Consider the following 19492-nt stretch of genomic DNA (forward strand, 5'->3'; position numbering starts at 1 on the left):
CTTCTGGAGAGGCCCGGCCGAGGGAAAAGAACGTCGCAGAACACTAGGGACCGACTGGACGGTATGTCATTCTACGGGGCAGGACGGGACAGGTGCCGACCAGCGCGCGCGGCCGACAGGCGGCCGCAGACGGACCGCTGTGACGCACCGCCACAGAGCCGACGCCCCGGGAGAACGCGATGCATCACGCCGTACGGTCCCGAGTCGAGCTCGGCCACGGACCGCCGTCCGCGGCGCTGTCGCGTCCCCCGAGGGTCCGTTCCCTGATCGACGCCGACGCCGTTCGCGTACTGCACCGGTCGGCCCGGATCCTGCTGAACAACCTTCCCGAGCTGACCGACCGTCTCGTCGCCGCACTGCGGGAGCGTGAACCCGCCTACCGGACAGCCTTGGACAGCGATCCGACGGGCACGTGGCAGGAGGTGCACCGGTCGCTCCGCCACAGCGTCGGTTCGCTGATCGACCCGCGGAGCACCCGGGACGCGGCCCTGCGCTGCTCGTGGAAGATCGGCGCCTCACGCGCCGAACAGGGACTGCCGCTGGACGCGCTCCTGCACGCCTTTCGGCTCGGCGGGTCCCTGATCTGGCAGGCGCTGGTCGAAGAGACCTCCAGGACCGCCCCGGAGGACGTCCGCCTCCTCGTCCATGTGGCGGCCGACGTCTGGAACTTCGTCGACGAGCACTGCACTCTCGTGGCGGACGTCTACCGCAGGACGGAACGGCAGCAGGCCTGGCGCCAGGAACACCGGGTGCGCCTGCTGACCGCGGCCCTCCTCGACGGCACCAGCCGTATCGCCGACGTCGCCGCGACCGCCGAGGCGCTGGACCTGCCCGAACAGGCGCGATACGCCGTCATCGCCGTCGCGGGCACGCACCGGGGCGGGCGCGCGACCGTGTCCGCCGACGTCCTCCCGGCCGATGCGCGCGTCCACTGGCACGCGGGGGTGGACGTCGATCACGGCATCCTCCTGGTCGGTGACGGTGAGCTGCCCGAGCCGGTGGTGCGGCCGGCCGCGGGCGCGAGGATCGGGGTCGGGCCCGTGGTGGCGGGGCTGGCGGCGGTGGGCGATGCCCGCAGGCTGGCGGACATGGCCCTGAGCATGTGTCCGGACGGCGGGGGCACCGTACGGCTGACCGAGCGGCTCCCTGCGGCCATGGTGATGTCGTGCCCGGAACTGGGCGGGACGCTGGCCGAGGAGGTCCTCGGACCGCTGCTGCGGCTGGAGCCGTCCGACCGCGACATCCTGCTGGACACGCTGGAGGCGTGGCTGGAGTGCGACGGTTCGGCGCAGCGGGCGGGCGTCCGTCTGTACTGCCATCGCAACACCGTCCTGAACAGGCTGAAGCGGTGCGAGCAGCTGACCGGCCGTTCGCTCGCCCGCCCGGCCGACATGGTGGAGCTCAGTCTCGCGCTGACCGCCCGGCGCCTTCTGCGCGGCTGAGGGCGCCGGGCGGAGCCGCACCGCCGTCGCGCCTCCCGGGTCCCCACCGCTCCGTGCACCGGCTCGAAACGCATGGTGCGGTCGACTTCTGTGCGGTCGTGATGTGTCCGGAGGTGTACGTGATGCCCATTTTGTGATCGTTTGAAAGTTACCTCAGGGTATGGCGTGACTTCTCATCTGGCTCCCAGTAGAACCCGTTTCACTCTATGGAGAGTGAGGAGCCGCGCATGCAGGGTGATTCCCCACGTGAGACACGTGCGAGAGGCGTGTCACGTCGAAGATTCATAGCTGGAACCAGTTCTGTTCTCGGGTCGGCCGCGCTCGCCGGGCATGCGGTCCCGGCCCACGCGGCGACCACCGCCGCAGTGATCGAGCCCGGGGCGCACGTACCCGCTCTCGTGATCGGCACCGGATACGGCGGCGCCGTGGCCGCCCTGCGGCTGGCCCAGGCGGGTGTCGACGTCCACATGGCCGAGATGGGCATGGCCTGGGACACCCCGGGACCGGACGGAAAGATCTTCGCCAACACCACGAGCCCCGACTACCGGTCCTACTGGCTGCGCACCAGGACGAAGCAGCCGCTCAGCAACTTCCTGGGATTTCCCATCGACAAGGACGTCCCTCGCCACACCGGGATCCTTGACGCCGAGGAGATGGGCGGCATCATCGTCTACCAGGGCCGCGGCGTCGGCGGAGGCTCACTGGTCAACGGCGGCATGGCGGTCACGCCCAGGCGCGAGAACTTCGGCGCCGTCCTGCCCTCGGTCGACGCCGACGAGATGTACTCCGTCTACTACCCGCGCGCCAACGCGGGCCTCGGGGTGGGCACGGTCGACCCCGCGTGGTTCGAGACCGCCGACTGCTACCAGTACGCCCGGGTCGGCCGTAAGCACGCCCAGCGTTCGGGCTTCCCGTTCGTCTTCGTACCCGACGTGTACGACTGGGACTACATGGAGCGGGAGGCCGCCGGAACCGTACCCAAGTCCGCACTCGCGGGCGAGATCCTCTATGGCAACAACTACGGCAAGAAGTCCTTGCAGCAGACCTATCTCGCCCGGGCGAAGGCAACGGGACGAGTCTCCATCTCAGCCCTGCACAAGGTCACCTCGGTCGCCCCGAGATCCGGTGGCGGCTACACCGTCGTCATCGACCAGCTCAACACCGTCGGTACCACCACGGCCACCAAGACCGTCACCGCGGACCGGGTCTTCTTCGCGGCCGGCAGCGTCGGAACCAGCAAGCTCCTGGTCAGACTCAAGGCCACCGGCGCACTCCCCGCCCTCAACGGCGAGGTGGGCAAGGGCTGGGGCGACAACGGCAACGTCATGTGCGGCCGCGCCAACCACATGTGGGACCCCACCGGCGCCGTGCAGTCGTCCATCCCCTGCTCCGGCATCGACAACTGGGCCGCGGGCGGTGCCTTCGCCGAGGTCGCCCCACTGCCCACCGGCATCGAGACCTACGCCTCGTTCTACCTGTCGATCACCAAGAACCCCAACCGGGCCCAGTTCTCGTGGAACGCCGCGGCGAACAGGGTCGACCTGAACTGGCAGACCGCCTGGAAGCAGCCGTCGATCGACATGGCCAAGACGATCTTCGACAAGATCAACGCCAAGGAAGGGACGATCTACCGCACCGACCTCTTCGGTACCTACAAGATCTGGGGCGACCATCTCACGTACCACCCGCTCGGTGGCGCCGTGCTCAACAGGGCGACCGACAACTACGGCCGCCTGCACGGACATCCGGGCCTGTACGTCATCGACGGCGCACTCGTCCCGGGCAACACCAGCGTCAACCCGTTCGTGACCATCACCGCCCTCGCCGAACGGAACATCGAAGCGATCATCGCCGCCGACCTGTAGCGACGAGCCGGGCGTCCGCACCCGCCCGGTGAACCGGCGGATCCCGTCCCGAGCGAGGAACAAGCCCGGGGCCGACCGCGTGCGCCGGGCGGCCCCGTGCCACGTCAGTGGCCCGGCAGCACACACATGGCGTCGAGCCCCAGCACGTGGTTGAGCCGCCCGAACGCCAGCCACGACCCCAGACTCATGGTCAGCTCCACGATCTCGGCCTGGCCGAAGTGCGCGGTCATCCGGCCCCAGAACTCCTCGTCGAGGCCATGGTGATCCAGGGCGTACCGCTCCGCGTACTCGGCGGCCAAGCGAGTGCGGTCGTCGAACGCGTCGGTCGTGCGCCACTGGAGCACGGCGTCGGCGAACCCCTCCTCGACCTTCTGTCCGTCCCGCTCGGTCCGCCAGTCGAGGCAGAACAGACAGCCGTTGATCTGCGCGGTCCGAAGCCGCGCGGCCTCGAACTCGCGCAGCCCCAGCGTCGTATGGGAGTAGACGGCCAGCGAGAAGTTCGCGGCGGCGGGCCCGATGCCGGGGACCATCTCGCCCCACACGTACTCGATCGGGTTCTTGCCCTCGGGAACGTCGACGTGCATCCGGGACTCCTTCGATCACGCCCCGGCCTCGGCCGGGAAGGGGAGGCGCGGCCTCGGGCGTCGGCGTCATTTCCTGCCGAGCCTTCCGACCGCCGGCCGCAGGGGGACGTCGAGCGCGTCGTACAGTCCGGGCTCCGCGTCCACGAGCCAGTCGATCGCGCCGACCAGCCGCCCGACCGCCGTGGCGTTCCCGCCCGCGGAACGGTTCTCGCCCTCGTCGGTCGCCTCGACGGTGATCTCGATACGGGGGCGGCCCTCGATGATCACGCGGTGCGCGCCGTCGCCGTTGGGCGGCGCCGGCCAGTCGGGCGCACAGGACGGATGGATGCGCGTGACGTGCTCGATGACGATCCGGGGCTCACCCCCGACGAACCCCTGCACCTCGAACCGCACGGCGCCCTGGGTGCCCGCCTCGAAGACGCCCATCGTCCGGGTGCTCACCGTGGTGTCGAGGGCGCGGCGCTGCAAGGTCTCGCGTATCTCGTCGAGTTCGACGCCGAGGGCCCTGGCCATCAGCCGTATCTGCCCGCCCCACACCATCGTCGGGATCGACGGGGCGAGCATCAGCGGCTCGTACTCCATCGGCTGGCCCATCCCGACCAGGTACCGGACCGACTCCTCCTGCTCGTACGTGGAGTAGTCGAAGATCTCCTGGCACCGGATGGCGTCGACGACCGTGCCGAGCCCGCTCATCAGCAGCGGCAGTACGTCGTTGCCCCAGCCGGGGTCCACGCCGGAGACGAACAGCGACCCTCCGCCGTCCGACACGGCGGCGAGCACGGGGTCCCGGAACTCCGGCGGGGCGTTGCGCTGGTCGTAGAGCGGGTACAGCGACGGAGTCACGACCACGGCGCCGCCGCGGATCGCCCTGGCGATGTCGGCCAGGGCCTCGTCGGGCCGGATGTCGCCCGACGCCGCGTACACGACGGCCCGCGGGCCGTCGGCGAGTACGGCGTCGACGTCGTCGGTCGCGGCGATCCCCAGGCCCCGGCCCAGACCGCCGAGGTCGCCCGCGTCACGGCCGACCTTGTCGGGGCTGTGCACGAGGACGGCCGCGAGGTCGAGCGCCGGGTGCGCCTCGACGGCACGGATCGCCGCGCGGCCGACGTTTCCGGTACCCCAGACCACCGTGGAAATCATGCGCGGAGCGTAACCTGACGAGTCGTCAGTTTCCAGAGTCCTGCACCGACCTCCCGGAACGCCCTGCACCGGCCTCCCGGAACCAGGGCGGCGCGACCAGGGCGGCGGGTCCCGGGCGGCCCAAGCGGGAGCGTGTCAGAGGGACTTGAGGTGGTGGACCCCAAGGCGGACCAGGGGTGGCCGCTGGTCCCGGGGTGGCCGTCGTCGTCCGTGCGAACGGCAGGATCCCGGTGTCGGTCGGCAGGGCCGGCAGCGCGCGGGCGGACCGTCGCCCCGCCACCGGGACCCCGGGGCGGCGAGGGGGTCGTAAGGGCCCTGGAGTGGCGGCCCGTCCGTAACGGTTCTTCGGTGGTGCGGGTGTGCCGTTGCCTGGCGGGTCTGTCGTGCTAGTCTTGATCCAGTTGCAGTTGTAGTTCCCGCACACTTCAAGTGCCTCAGACGAATTCGTATTCGTCGGGCACTTTTGTATTTCCGGCGTTCCATTCCGGACGGGGTCAATTGCGGCGACACAGGGGTCCACACAGTGCGGGCCCCCGGGTACTGCCCCGAAAGGGATATGACATGGCTACTGGAACCGTGAAGTGGTTCAACTCGGAAAAGGGCTTCGGCTTCATCGAGCAGGACGGCGGCGGCCCGGACGTCTTCGCCCACTACTCGAACATCGCCACCCAGGGCTTCCGTGAGCTGCAGGAAGGTCAGAAGGTGACCTTCGACGTCACGCAGGGCCAGAAGGGCCCGCAGGCGGAGAACATCACTCCTGCCTGATGCTCTAGCGCGCAAGGCGGCTGGGGTCCCACTTCACGGTGGGGCCCCAGCTTGTTGCGTTCTCAACGGCTTAGGGGGACTGCCCCCGGCCCGCCGACGGTCGGCCCGATCCATACCGGCTCGTGCTCCGGCCCCGGCGCTCCGATTCGCCACGGTCCCCGTTTCCGGGGACCGCCGCCCGGCACCGTCTCCTTCGGTGCGCCGCGTCGGCCCGGTCGATTTGGTTTCGTCTTACATTCGGCTCGTTCTTGCAATTCATCCGGCTCGTGCACGCCGGGAATTCCTCGATACGTGCCATATCGAGGAAGGTTCTTCATGAACCGATCAGCTCGCACAAACGATCGTTTTTCCAATAATCGCAAGGACGGCTACGCCGGTGGCGACCGGAGCGGCCGCTCCCGCTCGCAGGGCCAGGGGCAGGGCCGCCCCGCCACCCGTTCGGGCGGCGGACGCCGTCCCTCCGCGGTGCAGGGGGAGTTCACACCTCCGACGACCATCACCCCCGCGCTCCCCGCGGTGGCGACCTTCGGTGAACTGGGCCTGCCCGCCGAGCTGCTGGAGACACTCACCGGCCTCGGCATGGAGGAGCCGTTCCCCATCCAGGCCGCCACGCTGCCGAACTCCCTCGCGGGCCGCGACGTGTTGGGCCGCGGCCGCACCGGCTCGGGCAAGACGCTCGCCTTCGGCCTGGCGCTCCTCGTCCGCACGGCGGGGCGGCGGGCCGAGCCGCGGAAACCGCTGGCCCTGATCCTCGTACCCACACGTGAGCTGGCGCAGCAGGTCACCGACGCGCTCACGCCGTACGCCCGGCTCTTGAAGCTGCGGCTGGCCACCGTGGTCGGCGGCATGTCGATCGGCAGGCAGGCCGGTGCACTGCGTGCCGGTGCCGAGGTCGTCGTCGCGACCCCGGGCCGCCTCATGGACCTCGTCGAGCGCAAGGACTGCCGCCTCGACCGGGTCGACATCACGGTCCTGGACGAGGCCGACCAGATGGCCGACATGGGGTTCATGCCGCAGGTCACCGAGCTTCTCGACCAGGTACGGCCCGACGGCCAGCGGATGCTGTTCTCGGCCACGCTGGACCGCAACATCGACCTTCTGGTCCGGCGCTACCTCCACGATCCGGTGGTCCACTCGGTCGACCCGTCGGCCGGCGCCGTCACCACGATGGAGCACCACGTGCTGTACGTGCACGGTGCCGACAAGTACGCCACCGCCACGGAGATCGCGGCCCGCGACGGGCGTGTGCTCATGTTCCTCGACACCAAGCACGCCGTCGACCAGTTCACCAAGCACCTGCTGGGCAGCGGTGTCAGCGCCGCGGCCCTGCACGGCGGCAAGTCGCAGCCGCAGCGCAACCGCACCCTGGAACAGTTCAAGACCGGCCACGTCGGCGTCCTGGTCGCGACGAACGTCGCGGCCCGTGGAATCCACGTCGACGATCTCGACCTGGTCGTCAACGTCGACCCGCCCGGTGACCACAAGGACTACCTGCACCGGGGCGGCCGCACGGCCCGCGCCGGCGAGTCCGGCAGCGTCGTCACCCTGGTGACCCCCAACCAGCGCCGCGACATGACCCGCCTGATGTCCGACGCCCGCATCCGGCCGCAGGTCACCCAGGTCCGCTCGGGGGAGGCCGAACTGAGCCGCATCACCGGCGCCCGGACGCCCTCCGGCGTTCCCGTCGCGGGCAGCGCCCCGGTCACGGAGCGCCCTCCGCGCGGCGGCGCCCCCTTCCGGGGCATGGGCACCCGTCCGGGCCGGCCCGGACGGGCCGGCAACGAGTCCCGGCGGACCGCCGAGGCCCGTCAGACGGCCGAGGCCCGCAAGGCCGCCCGCATTCGCCGCGGCGCCTAGGCCGCACACGGCCGGGAGCCGCACCGGCACCCGGCCGCTCGACCTTCTCGGTCCCCCTCCGTCCACGGAGGGGGACCGAGTGCGTGGAGGGTGCGTACGGGGTGCGTACGGATCTCGCGGGACTGCCCGGAGCCCGCACTCGGCGTGGGCTCCGCCGCCCTGTTGCCCGACAGCCTCGGGCCGGTGCCCGGTGCCCGGTGCCCGGTGCCCGGTGCCCGGTGCCCAGTGCCCGGTGCCCGAGGCCCCGTGTCCGGTGGTCCGAGGGCCCGGCGGGCGATGTCGAGCGGCGGGGAGCGCGGGGATCCACCATTCTGGACGCAGATGCGATCACATTGCCCACATTGGGGAAGTCGAGTCCCATGAGCGAATCAGAGTTTCCGCCCGAAGGCCGGCCCGTTGATCTTTACCTCGATCTGTTGCGTGTCCGTATGACCCCCACGGACTATGCGCTGCTGCTGCGCATGGTCGAACCCGTGCTCGAAGCGATGCAGGAACAGCGAGCCGGACCGATCGAGCTGAGTCTGGACGGCGAAGAGGGCGCGAACGTCTCGCAGGAGGTCCGTGACGAGGCGTCCCTCGTCGTCGCGGTCGCCGTCACGGGACGCATGGACAACCAGATCGTCGAGATCGAGACGGAGGAGGGCGGACCCGTGCGGGTCGTGACGGACTCGGGCACCGCGGCCGATCCCGCCCGCTGCCAGGAGATCGCCGACTTCATCGGTGAACGGCACCGGCAGGACGAGGAACTGCGGGGCATCGCCGAGGTGAGTGGCCTGCCCACCGATGTCTGACACGTACCGTGCCTTCGAATCACTGACAGCCGGGGCACGGGCCGGCCGGCCGCTGCCGGGCGAGGAAGCGAGACGGAGACGGTGACGCCGCCCGTGGGCGGTACGCGCCGGTGCCAGACACGTCACACGGCGCGGGTTCTCGGTATGCCCGGAGCGCGGCGCTGCGATCCTGACGCCCGTGTCGATCACCTCCTCCGTGCCGGAACCGATCACGCCGGACGCCCCGGTCGCCCTCCCACGCCCTCTGCTCACCCAGCAGTGGCTGGACCTCACCTTCGTGCACTGGGCCGTGGAGCCGGCGGCGGTGGCGGGGCTGCTGCCGGCGGGCACCACCCCTGACACCCTGGACGGCGTCACCTTCGTCGGCCTGGTCGCGTTCCGCATGCACCGGGTGGGCTGGCTGCGGCTGCCGGGTGTGCCGTACTTCGGCTCGTTCCCGGAGACCAACGTGCGGCTGTACTCGGTGGACGCGTACGGGCGGCGCGGTGTGGTCTTCCGGTCCATGGACGCGTCCCGCCTGATCCCCGTGCTCATGGGGCGCCTCGGTTTCCGGCTGCCGTACGTGTGGTCCCGCATGTCCCTGCGGACGCATGGGGACACCGTCGGCTACACCAGCGCGCGGCGCCTGCCCGGCCCCCGCGGCGCCTACAGCAGGCTCGTCGTCAGGCCCGGGGAGCGGATAGCGGAGCCGACCGGGCTCGAACACTTCCTGACCGCCAGGTGGGGGATGCACAACCCGTTCTCCGGCGACACCGGGTTCCTGCCGAACGACCATCCGCGCTGGCCGCTGCACCGCGCCACCCTGGTCACCTGCGACGAGAACCTCGTCCGGTCGGCGGGGCTGCCGTCACCGGTGGGGGACCCGGTGAGCGTGCTGTACTCCCCGGGGGTTCCCGTACGCCTGGGCCGCGCGACGGCGGGCCCGCCGCGCGGGTGAGCCGTTCGGGGGCGCCCGGCGGCCTCAGTGGTGGGGCTCGGAGCGGCGGGTGGCGAGCAGCAGCGCTATGTCGTCGGGGCGGTCGGCGACGTGCCGGGCCGTGGCTGTGAGCCGGTCGGCGACGCCCGCGAGGGAACGGCCTCCGGGGCGGCCGGCGGGCGAACCGGCCCGGGCCAGGGCGACACGGAGTGCGGTGATGCCCTCGTCGATGTCGACGCCGGGCCGCTCGACCAGCCCGTCCGTGTAGAGCGCGAGGATGGCTCCGGGCTCCATCTGCAACTCCGTCACCGGGTAGTGGGCGTGCGGATCGACCCCGAGGACGACCCCGCCGGGGATGTCCAGGACGTGGGTCCGGCCGTCCGGGTAGCGGATGATCGGCGGCGGATGCCCTGCCCGGGCCACCCGGGCCACACCGGTGAGCGGATCCAGACGGATGTAGCAGCAGCTGGCGAACAGGCCGGGGTCCAGGTCGATCAGAAGGTGGTTCGTGCCGCTCATGACCTCGTCGGGCGGGCGGTCACCGAGCGCGAAGGCCCTTACGGCGCTGCGCAGCTGCCCCATCGTGGCGGCCGCCTGGACACCGTGTCCCTGGACGTCGCCGATGACCAGGGCGAGACCGTCCCCCGACTCGACGACGTCGTACCAGTCGCCGCCCACCTCCATCCCCTGCGTGCCCGGCAGATAGCGTCCGACGGTCTCCACCCGCGGGTGTGCGGAGAGGCGCCGGGGGAGGAGTGCCTGCTGAAGACCTCGGGCGAGCGCGGCCTCGGTGTCGTAGCGCTGTGCCTTCTCCATGGCGTGGGCGATCAGCCCGGCGAGTGCCGTGAGCACCGTGCGTTCCTCGGTGCTGAAGCTGCGGGGCCGGTCGAAGCCCAGGATGCAGGAGCCGACCGGACGCCCCGAGGCGATCAGGGGCAGGAAGGCCCGGGAGCCCTCCGTCGCGTCGAGAGCGATGCCCGGATAGGCGGCCGCGAGCTGGCTCATCGACTCGAAGAAGAGGGGGCGGCCACCGGTGAGGGTCTCGACGCCGGGCAGCCGCGCGTCGAGGCTGACCCCTTCGAACGGGGCGAGGAACCCCTGGGGGAAACCCGTCTCCCAGGCCAGGTACAGGTGCCGCTCCTGCAGCAGGTAGATGGCGAGCCGGCGTCCGCCGAAGGCCGGCAGCAGTTCCTGCATCACGACCGCGGACACCTGGCGGGCGGTGACCGCCTCGGTCAGCGCGATCGCGAGGACGATCGGCCGGTACAGGGGAGCCATGGAGGTGACTTCGGCAGCCGGTCCGGCGGTCTGGGGCGCACCCGCCGCCCGGTGTCCTTCGTGCGGGGGCCCCTCGGGCGGGGGCGCGAGGTCGGGGGCAGGTTCGGCCATCCGGTTCGAAGGCACGACGGTGCAGGTCAGGAGGTCGGACCCGGGATACACGGAGAGCGCCAGCCAGTCACCTCCGGGTAGCTCCGGGGAGGCGTTCTCAGCGGGCGGGAGCGGCCGTACGACGTGGAAGTGCACCGGTTCGGAGGACAGCAGGGCTTCGCGCAGATGGTCCTCGTAGGCGGGCCGGTCCAGCCACGGCACGCCCTCTCCGAACGGCCTGCCGAGGAGCTGTGCACGGGGCCGGTCCAGGAGCCTGGCGGCCTGCTCGTTGGCGTAGACGATCAGCCCCAGCCGATCGAGGCAGAACACCCCCTCGGGGAGCAGGTCCGCCGCTCCGTCGGCCGCCGAACCGATGTCCGGATCGAGGACCAGGCCCCGCACGGTGCGCGTCGCCGGTGGTACGGCCGTGTCGTCCAGGTTCCACAGCTCCAGCAGTCGCAGGCTGCCGTCGGCGGCGTGCACCGGCAGCGGAAGGGGCGGCGGTCTTCCCGCGGCCGTCTCCCGCAGAGCGGTCAGGATCTGGTGCGCGTCGGCGGCGGCCACGGCGTCCGCGAGTGCCTGCGGGGTGTCGGTGGACCTCCCCGGCGCCACACCGAGCAGTGCGTGCAGACGGTTGTCCGCGGTCACCACGTCGGACGCCGGGTCCCAGGTGAACCGGCCGATGCGTCCGGCGGGAGGGCGCGCGACCGGAGGCCGTACGCAGAGCGGCTCGCCGTCCCAGGCGACGTCCGGCCCGCCGTCCTCCTCCAGGGTCCACAGCGCCTTGCCCAGGTCCTCGGCCAGCTGCGCCATGCGGTCCCGGTCGGGCAGGACCTCGGTGGTGTCCGACACCGAGGGGCGCAGCAGAGTCAGTACGCCGTACGTCGTCGACTTCCCCGCGACGGGCACGTACAGGGAGCCGAACTGGAACGGCAGACCCGCCGCGAACTGCGGGTAGCGGCGCATCGTCTCCGTGGCGTCCGGGAGCACCACCTGGACGCCGAGCCGGTAGGCGTCCGCCACGGGGAACCGGCGGTCGACGTGCAGGCGCCACCACGGGCGGAACAGGGGTCCGGGCAGGCCGGAGAGCACGGCCAGCCGCAGCAGACCGGGAGTGCTGGAGCGCAGGTAGACGCCTCCCGCGAAGCCGCCGGCCGCGCTGATGGCCTCCGTGGTGATCCCGGTCAGCAGCGAGTCCAGGCGACCGGGGGTCCGGGTCTCGTGCTCGGCTCTCCCAGTCATCGGCCCTACCTCGTCCGTGCGCCGCCCAGGTGGCTGACACAGCAAGAATGCGCCACGAGGCCCTCCGCCTGCACCCGGGAGAACCCCTGCGCGCGTGGATCCGACGAGGCTACCGGGGTGTACGGGAACCGGGGGTGCCCCGTGACGCCTGCGATTTCCCGGTTCGCGCGCCACCTGGCACCGGTATGCACAAGGCGCGGCAAAGGAGGAGGCCGGGAGTCCCTCCTTTGCCGCGCGGGGTGGTCCGCATTTCCGGCCGAAGGAGGGGAACGTGGAACGTGATCAGACAAGGAGTACTCATGACCACGTACGTCATCACCGTCCCCGGCACGTTCGTCAACGGTGTTCCCGACGCCGCGCGCTCCGACATCGAGCGCAGGCTCCGTCCCCGGGACCCGAAGAACACGGATCTTGGCGAGAGCGAGGAACTGAGTCTGCTGACGGTCGAGGAGGGCGGCATGTTCTCCGCCCGGATCGAGGTCGAGGCGGCGGACCAGGCCAGTGCCGAGACCGAGGCCGTCCAGCTGGTTTCCAGGGCTCTGCGCGACAGCGGGTTCCCCGAGGCGGACGCGCCGCTCGGGCCGGCGTTCGTCACCGGCATCGACAGCGACTACTGAGGCGGGAGCCGACCGTGCGGGGCCGGGCGCCGGGGCGTGAGCCGCTGCGCCCCCCTTCTGGCTGTTGAGGGCCGAACACGGGACAAACGCACGTGGATCACCTCTAGGCTCGTGGTCACACATGCTCCGGGGCTTCGGCCGTGGAGGGAACGCGGGCACGGGTGGTTCGCCCCCGGCCGGCCCTACATGCGCGGGAGTGGCGGATGGACTACTACGACCTCGGCACCCACGGTCGCCGCGTGACGACCTCGTCGCCGCAGGCCCAGACGTGGTTCGACCGCGGTCTGGTCTGGTCGTACGCCTTCCACCACGAGGAAGCCGTCGCCTGTTTCGAGGCCGCCGCGGCGGCGGACGCCGACTGCGCCATGTCCCACTGGGGCATCGCCTACGCCCTGGGCCCGAACTACAACAAGCCCTGGGAGTTCTTCGACGGCGACGAGCTCGCCCGTACGGTCGGCCGCACCCACGCGGCTGTGGAACGCGCCCACGAGAAGGCCGCCGCGGCCACCCCGGTCGAGCGGGCGCTGATCGGCGCCCTGCGCGCCCGCTACCCACGGGCGGAGGCGGTCGAGGACTGCTCGGTGTGGAACGAGCCGTACGCCGACAGCATGCGCGCCGTGTACGAGCTCGCCCCGGACGACCTGGACGTCGCCACGCTCTACGCCGACGCGCTGATGAACCTCACGCCCTGGCAGCTGTGGGACACGCGCACGGGCGAGCCCGCCGACGGTGCGCGTACGGCGGAGGCCGGGGCGGTCCTGGAGCGGGCGATCGCCACCGAGGCCGGGGCGCGGCACCCGGGGCTCCTGCACCTCTACATCCACCTGATGGAGATGTCGTCGGCTCCCGAGAGGGCGCTGCCCGCCGCGGACCGGCTGCGTGGCCTGGTCCCCGACGCCGGCCATCTGCAGCACATGCCCACGCACCTGGACGTGCTCTGCGGCGACTACCGGCGGGTGGTGGCCGACAACGGCACGGCGATCGCCGCCGACGAGAAGTTCCTCGCGCGGTCCGGGGCAATGAACTTCTACACCCTGTACCGGTCGCACAACTACCACTTCAGGATCTACGGCGCGATGTTCCTCGGGCAGTCGCGGACCGCGCTGGAGACCGCCGCGCAGCTGGAGGCCTCCATTCCGGAGGAGTTGCTGCGGGTGGAGAGTCCGCCCATGGCGGACTGGCTCGAAAGCTTCCTGGCCATGAGGGTGCACGTCCTGATCCGATTCGGCCGCTGGGCCGACATCCTGGACCTGCCGCTGCCCTCCGATCCACGGCTGTACTGCGTGACGACCGCGATGCTCCACTACGCGCGCGGTGTCGCGTACGCGGCCACCGGCGAGATCGCCGAGGCCGAGGCGGAGCAAGGGCTGTTCCGGGAGGCGGTCACGCGGGTCCCGGAGACCCGGATGCTGTTCAACAACACCTGCGCCGACATCCTCGCGGTCGCCTCGGCGATGCTCGACGGCGAACTGGAGTACCGCAAGGGCCGTCACGAGGCTGCCTTCGCCGCGCTCGAACGGTCGATCGAGCTGGACGACAGCCTTCCCTACGACGAGCCCTGGGGGTGGATGCAGCCCACCCGGCACGCGTACGGGGCCCTCCTTCTGGAGCAGGGGCGCGTCACCGAGGCGGAGGCGGTCTACCGGGCCGACCTGGGGCTCGACGACACGCTTCCCCGGGCCTCGCACCACCCCGGCAACGTCTGGGCCCTGCACGGGTTCCACGAGTGTCTGGTCCGGCTGGGCAGGACCGGGGAGGCGCGGATCGTGGCCCAGCAGCTGAAGGTCGCCGCGGCCGTGGCGGACGTACCGATCGAGGCGTCGTGCTTCTGCCGCCTCGAAGCGGTCACCGGCGGCGCCGTCCCGGGCACATCCGCCGCCACGGCCCCGGGCGCCGGACCCGCCGTCACCGGTACCCCCGACACCGGCTGTTGCTGACGTCACCGGCGGGCACCCGAACCTCCTCCAGTCGCACGGTTCACGCCGCCACGGTGCGGTTCCGCGAAGAGCTGACGCTGCCCCCTGTCGCCCTCGAACGGCTGACCGTACGCTGACAAGTCATAGAACTTCGGGCGTGATTGACTGGGGGAGCCGTCATGTCCTGGGATCACAACGAGCCTCGCGACGGGTTCGTCGTACCGCCGGTGCCACCCATGCCGACCGCGCCGCCGCCCGCTCCGCCGGACGGATGGCGAGCGGCCGCGGTGGCGCTGCTGAACCTGTGCGGACTCGGACTCGGTTACGCACTCGTGCGCCGCTGGGGGCTGATGGCGGCCTGCTGGGTCGCCACCGCGGTGCTGCTCCTGGTGGCCCTGCCCGCCGACCCGGACGGCGTCTCCGGCGGTGTCCTCGGCACCTACCTGGTCCTCCTCGGGATCGCGGCCGTCCACGGCGCGATCGTGGGTTTGCGGACCCGGCTGGTGTGGCCGGCGAAAGCCTGGCTCGCCGCCGCGCTCGGCCTGGTGCTCCTGGCCGTGCCCGCCGGAAGCGCGTTCCTGTACGGGGACGCGCGCGACGAAGCCACCGAGCAGATGCTGCTGGACCGCCTCGAGCGGGCGGACGACCTGGTCCGGGCCGCCGGGAAACAGTCCTTCTCGTCGGGGGAGGCCGACTACCGCCGTGCCCTGACCGTCTACGGGGACCTCCGCGACGACCACCCCGGCTCGCGGGCGGCCGCTCGGGTCCCCGACCGGCTCAAGACGTACTACACCACGGTCGGTTCTCCCTACGCGCGGCAGGACTACTGTGACGCCGTCGTCCCGTTGAAGTACCTGCGCACGGTCCCGCGCACCATGGGCGAGAAGGAACTCGGAGCGCTGGCGAGGTGGCCCGACGACCGGCTGGCCACCTCGCTGTACGAGTGCGGTTCGCAGTCACTGACCGGCGGAGCCGCCGACTGGACGACGCACTACGGCGAACTCCTGGCGGACTTCCCGCAGTCCGAGCAGGCCGCGGGAGTGGGGCCCGCGGTCGACACGGCCGTCGACAAGGCGGTGAAGGAGGTGGGCGGCGGCGAACCCTGCGCGGCCGTGGCACGCCTGGAGAGTCTCACCTCCCAGGTCACCGGGCTCAACGGAGACCGTGCCGGGCTGGCCGAAGCCCTCGACAAGGACGCCGACCGGGCGGAGAGGGGCGCGGACTCCGGTACGTACGCCTGCGGGGTGGACCAGTACCGCGACGGGAGCTTCGCCGAGGCCGTCACCACCATGAACGACTTCGTCAGGGACAACGGGGACCACAAGATGCGGGCCCGCGCCAAGAAGATCGCCATCGCCGCCGAGATCGCCCAGACCGTGCCCGCCGCGGGCAAGCGACTGCCGACGACGGCCTCCGGCGGCGGCATCTCCGTCACCGTGAAGAACGACAGCCCCGACGACATCACGGTGCTCTACACGGGACCGGTGACGGGCAGCTTCACCCTCAAGGCCTGCGGGAGCTGCACCTCCTACTCCCTCGCCGGCACGGTGGGGCTCGGCTTCGAACCGTGCAGCGACAGCGGCAAGAACTACCCGCAGCGGACCATCAGGCTGCCGGCCGGCACCACGTACTTCGTGCACAAGTCGAAGAACGGCCTCGGAAAGTCCCCGGCATCGGACACGGCCAAACTGTCGGCCGGGTACATCTACACGGAGTGCGCCTACACGACGAGTTTCGGATACTGACTGCTGTCACGCCGTCACGCACTTCGTCGAATATCGCGGACCAGTGCAATTGCGTTGCCCGGCGCATATCGATCTTTCGGGCATGCGGAATTCATGTCATTTTGAGGCGTTCGGTCCGAGAGGTCCCGCGCGGCACGGGGTGACGCCGTGCGGGATGGGCACTCCGTGCCTTCCGAGGGCTCGGTGACGGGTGTGTGGATTTTGTGACCCATCCTTCCGGCGGGGGTTACCAGCCGGTCGGCGGGTATGAGTCCGGTAAACTCATGGATCTTGGTTCGGCTTGCGGAAATATCTATTGCACAATAGCTAGGTGAGTCATGAATCTTTTTAATAGAGGTGCTTCGTCCCGTCGCTCGACCACCCTTGTCGAGCCGGCCGACCGCCCCGACTTCCCTCGCCCCGGTCAGCCGGACACCGACCTGACGGCCCTGACCGGGAACTGGGTCGTCGACCCGGCACACAGCAGGATCGGCTTCTCCGTCCGGCACGCCATGGTCACCACGGTGCGGGGGGCCTTCACGGACTACCAGAGCCGCCTCTACTTCGACGGCCGTGACGCGACCCGCTCAGGGGCGGAGATCGTGCTGTCCACCGCGAGCGTCCAGACGGGCGTGGACCAACGCGACAGCCACCTCGCAGGACGGGACTTCCTGGACGCCGCCGCCTACCCGCACATGCGTTTCCTCAGCACCGCCGTGCAACTCGCGGGCAGGGACGTCTACCGGATGGCCGGCGACCTCACCATCAAGAACAGGACGCGTCCCGTCGTCCTCGAACTCACCTACATCGGTCACGTCACCGACCCGTTCGGCTACGAGCGGGTGGGCTTCGACGGCACCACCACCATCAACCGCTCCGAATGGGGCCTGACATACAACTCCAGGCTGGCCGAGGGCGGCGCCATGGTGAGCGAGAAGGTCCGCCTCCAACTCGACATCGCCGCGATCCGCGCCACCCCATAGACGGTTGAGGGCCGGCACCGCCGGAGCGCACCTCGGCGTGCCCGGGCATCGGGCCGGGCCCAGGGCGCCCTCCCCGGGCAACCGGCAGATGCGGTGACGGCCCACGAGCGGGACCCGGCCCCGGTGACCCGGTACCGGACACCCTGATCGGCTGGATGGAGCAGGACCGCGAGCGCCGGGTCCGCCACCCGCGGATGCTGTGGGTGTTCTGACCTCTGCCTCCCGGGAACCTCCATGCCCCTTCGGTACAGCCCCCGCCTGCGCCTTCGACTGGCCACCCTGCTGGTCGCCGTCTCCATCGGGAGCGGGGTGCCGTATCCGGCCGCCGCCGGACCCGGTGACGCGAACACCGACCGCCTCGGCCGGCTGCAGCGACAGCTCGACCACCTGGTCGCCACGCCCGGCGGCCCGCCGGGCGTGGTGGTCCTCCTGCAGAACGGCGACCGACGTCACGTCCTGCGAGCGGGCGTCGCCGACCTGACGACCGGCCGCCCCATCGGCCCCGGCGACCAGACCCGGATCGCCAGTACCGCCAAGGCCTTCAGCGGCGCGGTGGCCCTCCACCTGGTCCAGCGCCACGCACTGGGCCTCGACGACACCATCGGCAGGCGACTGCCCCAGCTGCCGCGTGCCTGGTCACGCGTCACGCTGCGGCAACTGCTCCAGCACACCAGCGGACTGCCGGACTACAGCCGCGATCCGCGATTCGTGCGACTCATCACCGCCGACCCCCGCAGGCACTTCGACTCACGCCGACTGCTCGACTTCGTCCGTGACGAGCCTCTCGCGTTCCGGCCCGGCACCCGGTACCACTACTCGAACTCGGACAACATCGCCGTCGCACTCATGGCGGAGGCGGTGACCGGCCGCCCCTACGAGGCACTGCTCCGCGAGATCGTCTACCGGCCCCTGGGCCTGCGCCGCACAAGCCTCCCGCAGGGCTACGAGATGGCGGAGCCCTTCATGCACGGCTACGCCATGGACCCGGTGGAACCCCCGGTGGACGTCAGCGAGCTGATCGGCGCCTCGGGCGTATGGGCCTCGGGCGGGATCCTCTCCACCCCACGGGACATGAACCGGTTCGTCCGCGGATACGCGAGCGGCGCGCTCACCTCCCGTGCCGTACTGCGGGAGCAGCGCCGCTGGGTGGAGGGCGCCTCCGAACCGGCCGGCCCCGGCCGCAACTCGGCGGGCCTCGCGATCTTCCGCTACGAGACACGGTGCGGGGTGGTGCTCGGGCACACCGGGAACACCCCCGGCTACACCCAGCTGATGGCGGCGACACCGGACGGACGGCGCTCCCTCACCTTCTCGCTGACCACCCAGGTGAACCAGACCACCGCCCCCGAGCTGCTGCGCAAGCTCCGCGCCGTCGAGGAGTCAGCCGTGTGCACGCTGCTCCGCCAGAAGTGACGGGCGCTCACCGCCGCTCCCGCACGACCGCCGGTGAAGCAGCCGGACACCCGGCGAAGGACTACGCGCCGCCGACGCCCTTCGCCGGGCTCCTCACTTCCGTGCCGACGCGCACTCCCTGCGTACCGGGCCCGTGAGTTCCACCGGCCACCGCCGGTGCTCGTACACCCTCCGCGGCGCTGTCGCCGATCAGGTGGGATGCCTGTGGACGTGGCTGCCGGGTACCCGGTCCGTGGACGCGAGTGACGAACACACGGAGGGAGCAGCCGGTGGCGATCAAGGCAATGGGCTGGGCACATTCGTTTCCCATGTCGGGCGGCGTGCGTGCGGGGCGGGAGTGGACCCGCGCACAACTGGAGTCCCTGCCATGGACCGCCGACGAGCCACAGACCGTCGACGACGTCGTCCTGGCCGTGTCCGAGCTGATCACCAACGCCCATGTCCACGCGCACAGCGACGCCTACCTGGTTCTCACCTGGGACGGGGACTGCCTGCATGTGAGCGTCCACGACGAGGACCCGGAGCTGCCGCGGCAGCGGGAGCCCGGGGCGGGTGAGGTGTCCGGTCGCGGAATGGGGATCGTGCGGATGCTCGCCGACGAGTGGGGGATGCGGTGCCAGCGGCACGGCAAGACCGTGACGGCCTGCTTCCGCCCGGCCGGAGCGGACGGACAGAGCGGCAGCTGAGCCCGCGGCGGATCGACCCGCACCGACTGCTCCTGGACCGACTGCTCCTGCACCGACTGCTCCTGCCTGAGGCGTAGTTCACTCCACCCGGCCTTCACCTGATGGAACGCGCGAGGGCCTTGCGGTCGTCCTCTCTGCCGTGCCACCGGATCCGAGTGCCGTCACCGTGACGAGCCGGGCCGG

15 protein-coding genes are annotated in these 19492 nt (G+C 71.0%); 12 read left to right on the plus strand and 3 right to left on the minus strand.

All coding sequences use genetic code 11. The features are described from left to right. The first annotated feature begins 179 nt into the window (after positions 1-179). Together KUF83_RS20400 and KUF83_RS20405 are read left to right on the plus strand one after the other, a co-directional pair. The gene (locus KUF83_RS20400; protein ID WP_217456173.1) at positions 180-1442 is read left to right on the plus strand and encodes a CdaR family transcriptional regulator; all 1263 of its coding nucleotides are present in this window, start codon (positions 180-182) and stop codon (positions 1440-1442) included. A 227-nt stretch (positions 1443-1669) separates the two neighbouring features. Then, positions 1670-3307: a GMC oxidoreductase gene (locus tag KUF83_RS20405; RefSeq protein WP_217456174.1), complete on the plus strand. Its 1638-nt coding sequence runs from the start codon at positions 1670-1672 to the stop codon at positions 3305-3307. Between the two features lie 104 nt (positions 3308-3411). Here the strand turns inward: KUF83_RS20405 and KUF83_RS20410 are convergent, their stop codons facing one another. Together KUF83_RS20410 and KUF83_RS20415 are read right to left on the minus strand one after the other, a co-directional pair. Then, positions 3412-3891: a carboxymuconolactone decarboxylase family protein gene (locus tag KUF83_RS20410; protein WP_217456175.1), complete on the minus strand. Its 480-nt coding sequence runs from the start codon at positions 3889-3891 to the stop codon at positions 3412-3414. Between the two features lie 66 nt (positions 3892-3957). After that, a complete protein-coding gene (locus tag KUF83_RS20415) occupies positions 3958-5031 on the minus strand; it encodes a dihydrodipicolinate reductase (protein WP_217456176.1) in 1074 nt (357 codons plus the stop codon). A gap of 561 nt (positions 5032-5592) precedes the next feature. Between KUF83_RS20415 and KUF83_RS20420 the strand changes: the two genes are divergently transcribed. The 4 genes from KUF83_RS20420 (at position 5593) to KUF83_RS20435 (ending at position 9381) form a co-directional block, all read left to right on the plus strand. Continuing rightward, positions 5593-5796 (plus strand): cold-shock protein, encoded by a 204-nt coding sequence (locus KUF83_RS20420; protein WP_055510728.1) that lies wholly within the window; start codon positions 5593-5595, stop codon positions 5794-5796. Between the two features lie 315 nt (positions 5797-6111). Next, entirely contained in the window at positions 6112-7653 is a 1542-nt protein-coding gene (locus KUF83_RS20425; protein WP_217456177.1) for a DEAD/DEAH box helicase, read from the plus strand. 359 nt (positions 7654-8012) lie between these two features. Then, on the plus strand, positions 8013-8444 hold the full coding sequence (locus KUF83_RS20430) for a hypothetical protein (protein ID WP_217456178.1): 432 nt from the start codon (positions 8013-8015) through the stop codon (positions 8442-8444). Between the two features lie 178 nt (positions 8445-8622). After that, entirely contained in the window at positions 8623-9381 is a 759-nt protein-coding gene (locus KUF83_RS20435) for a YqjF family protein (RefSeq protein ID WP_217456179.1), read from the plus strand. Positions 9382-9405: 24 nt separating this feature from the next. Here KUF83_RS20435 and KUF83_RS20440 read toward each other — a convergent pair whose 3' ends face one another. Further along, positions 9406-11970: a SpoIIE family protein phosphatase gene (locus KUF83_RS20440; RefSeq protein WP_217456180.1), complete on the minus strand. Its 2565-nt coding sequence runs from the start codon at positions 11968-11970 to the stop codon at positions 9406-9408. 299 nt (positions 11971-12269) lie between these two features. Here KUF83_RS20440 and KUF83_RS20445 point away from each other — a divergent pair, with 299 nt between their 5' ends. From KUF83_RS20445 to KUF83_RS20470, 6 genes are all read left to right on the plus strand, one after another. Next, positions 12270-12587, plus strand: a complete 318-nt coding sequence (locus KUF83_RS20445) for a hypothetical protein (protein ID WP_217456181.1) — start codon at positions 12270-12272, stop codon at positions 12585-12587. Positions 12588-12790: 203 nt separating this feature from the next. Further along, complete coding sequence (locus tag KUF83_RS20450) at positions 12791-14524, plus strand: hypothetical protein (protein WP_254644106.1); 1734 nt, start codon at positions 12791-12793, stop codon at positions 14522-14524. Between the two features lie 158 nt (positions 14525-14682). Beyond that, positions 14683-16248 carry a hypothetical protein gene (locus tag KUF83_RS20455; RefSeq protein WP_217456182.1) on the plus strand — a complete coding sequence of 522 codons (1566 nt, stop codon included), beginning with the start codon at positions 14683-14685 and terminating at the stop codon, positions 16246-16248. A 317-nt stretch (positions 16249-16565) separates the two neighbouring features. Further along, complete coding sequence (locus KUF83_RS20460) at positions 16566-17210, plus strand: YceI family protein (RefSeq protein WP_217456183.1); 645 nt, start codon at positions 16566-16568, stop codon at positions 17208-17210. A gap of 234 nt (positions 17211-17444) precedes the next feature. Further along, positions 17445-18623: a serine hydrolase gene (locus KUF83_RS20465; protein WP_217456184.1), complete on the plus strand. Its 1179-nt coding sequence runs from the start codon at positions 17445-17447 to the stop codon at positions 18621-18623. A 269-nt stretch (positions 18624-18892) separates the two neighbouring features. Then, complete coding sequence (locus KUF83_RS20470; protein ID WP_217456185.1) at positions 18893-19309, plus strand: ATP-binding protein; 417 nt, start codon at positions 18893-18895, stop codon at positions 19307-19309. Positions 19310-19492: the final 183 nt, after the last annotated feature.

The sequence above is a fragment of the Streptomyces sp. BV286 genome (assembly GCF_019090165.1).
GTDB lineage: Bacteria > Actinomycetota > Actinomycetes > Streptomycetales > Streptomycetaceae > Streptomyces.

What these genes read in the sequence shown, in the direction of transcription:
- KUF83_RS20410 (WP_217456175.1), bottom strand. Translation starts at nt 3,891, where the DNA reads ATGCACGTCGACGTTCCCGAGGGCAAGAACCCGATCGAGTACGTGTGG.
- KUF83_RS20400 (WP_217456173.1), top strand. Translation starts at nt 180, where the DNA reads ATGCATCACGCCGTACGGTCCCGAGTCGAGCTCGGCCACGGACCGCCG.
- KUF83_RS20420 (WP_055510728.1), top strand. Translation starts at nt 5,593, where the DNA reads ATGGCTACTGGAACCGTGAAGTGGTTCAACTCGGAAAAGGGCTTCGGC.
- KUF83_RS20445 (WP_217456181.1), top strand. Translation starts at nt 12,270, where the DNA reads ATGACCACGTACGTCATCACCGTCCCCGGCACGTTCGTCAACGGTGTT.
- KUF83_RS20405 (WP_217456174.1), top strand. Translation starts at nt 1,670, where the DNA reads ATGCAGGGTGATTCCCCACGTGAGACACGTGCGAGAGGCGTGTCACGT.
- KUF83_RS20450 (WP_254644106.1), top strand. Translation starts at nt 12,791, where the DNA reads ATGGACTACTACGACCTCGGCACCCACGGTCGCCGCGTGACGACCTCG.
- KUF83_RS20455 (WP_217456182.1), top strand. Translation starts at nt 14,683, where the DNA reads ATGTCCTGGGATCACAACGAGCCTCGCGACGGGTTCGTCGTACCGCCG.
- KUF83_RS20430 (WP_217456178.1), top strand. Translation starts at nt 8,013, where the DNA reads ATGAGCGAATCAGAGTTTCCGCCCGAAGGCCGGCCCGTTGATCTTTAC.
- KUF83_RS20425 (WP_217456177.1), top strand. Translation starts at nt 6,112, where the DNA reads ATGAACCGATCAGCTCGCACAAACGATCGTTTTTCCAATAATCGCAAG.
- KUF83_RS20465 (WP_217456184.1), top strand. Translation starts at nt 17,445, where the DNA reads ATGCCCCTTCGGTACAGCCCCCGCCTGCGCCTTCGACTGGCCACCCTG.
- KUF83_RS20460 (WP_217456183.1), top strand. Translation starts at nt 16,566, where the DNA reads ATGAATCTTTTTAATAGAGGTGCTTCGTCCCGTCGCTCGACCACCCTT.
- KUF83_RS20440 (WP_217456180.1), bottom strand. Translation starts at nt 11,970, where the DNA reads ATGACTGGGAGAGCCGAGCACGAGACCCGGACCCCCGGTCGCCTGGAC.
- KUF83_RS20415 (WP_217456176.1), bottom strand. Translation starts at nt 5,031, where the DNA reads ATGATTTCCACGGTGGTCTGGGGTACCGGAAACGTCGGCCGCGCGGCG.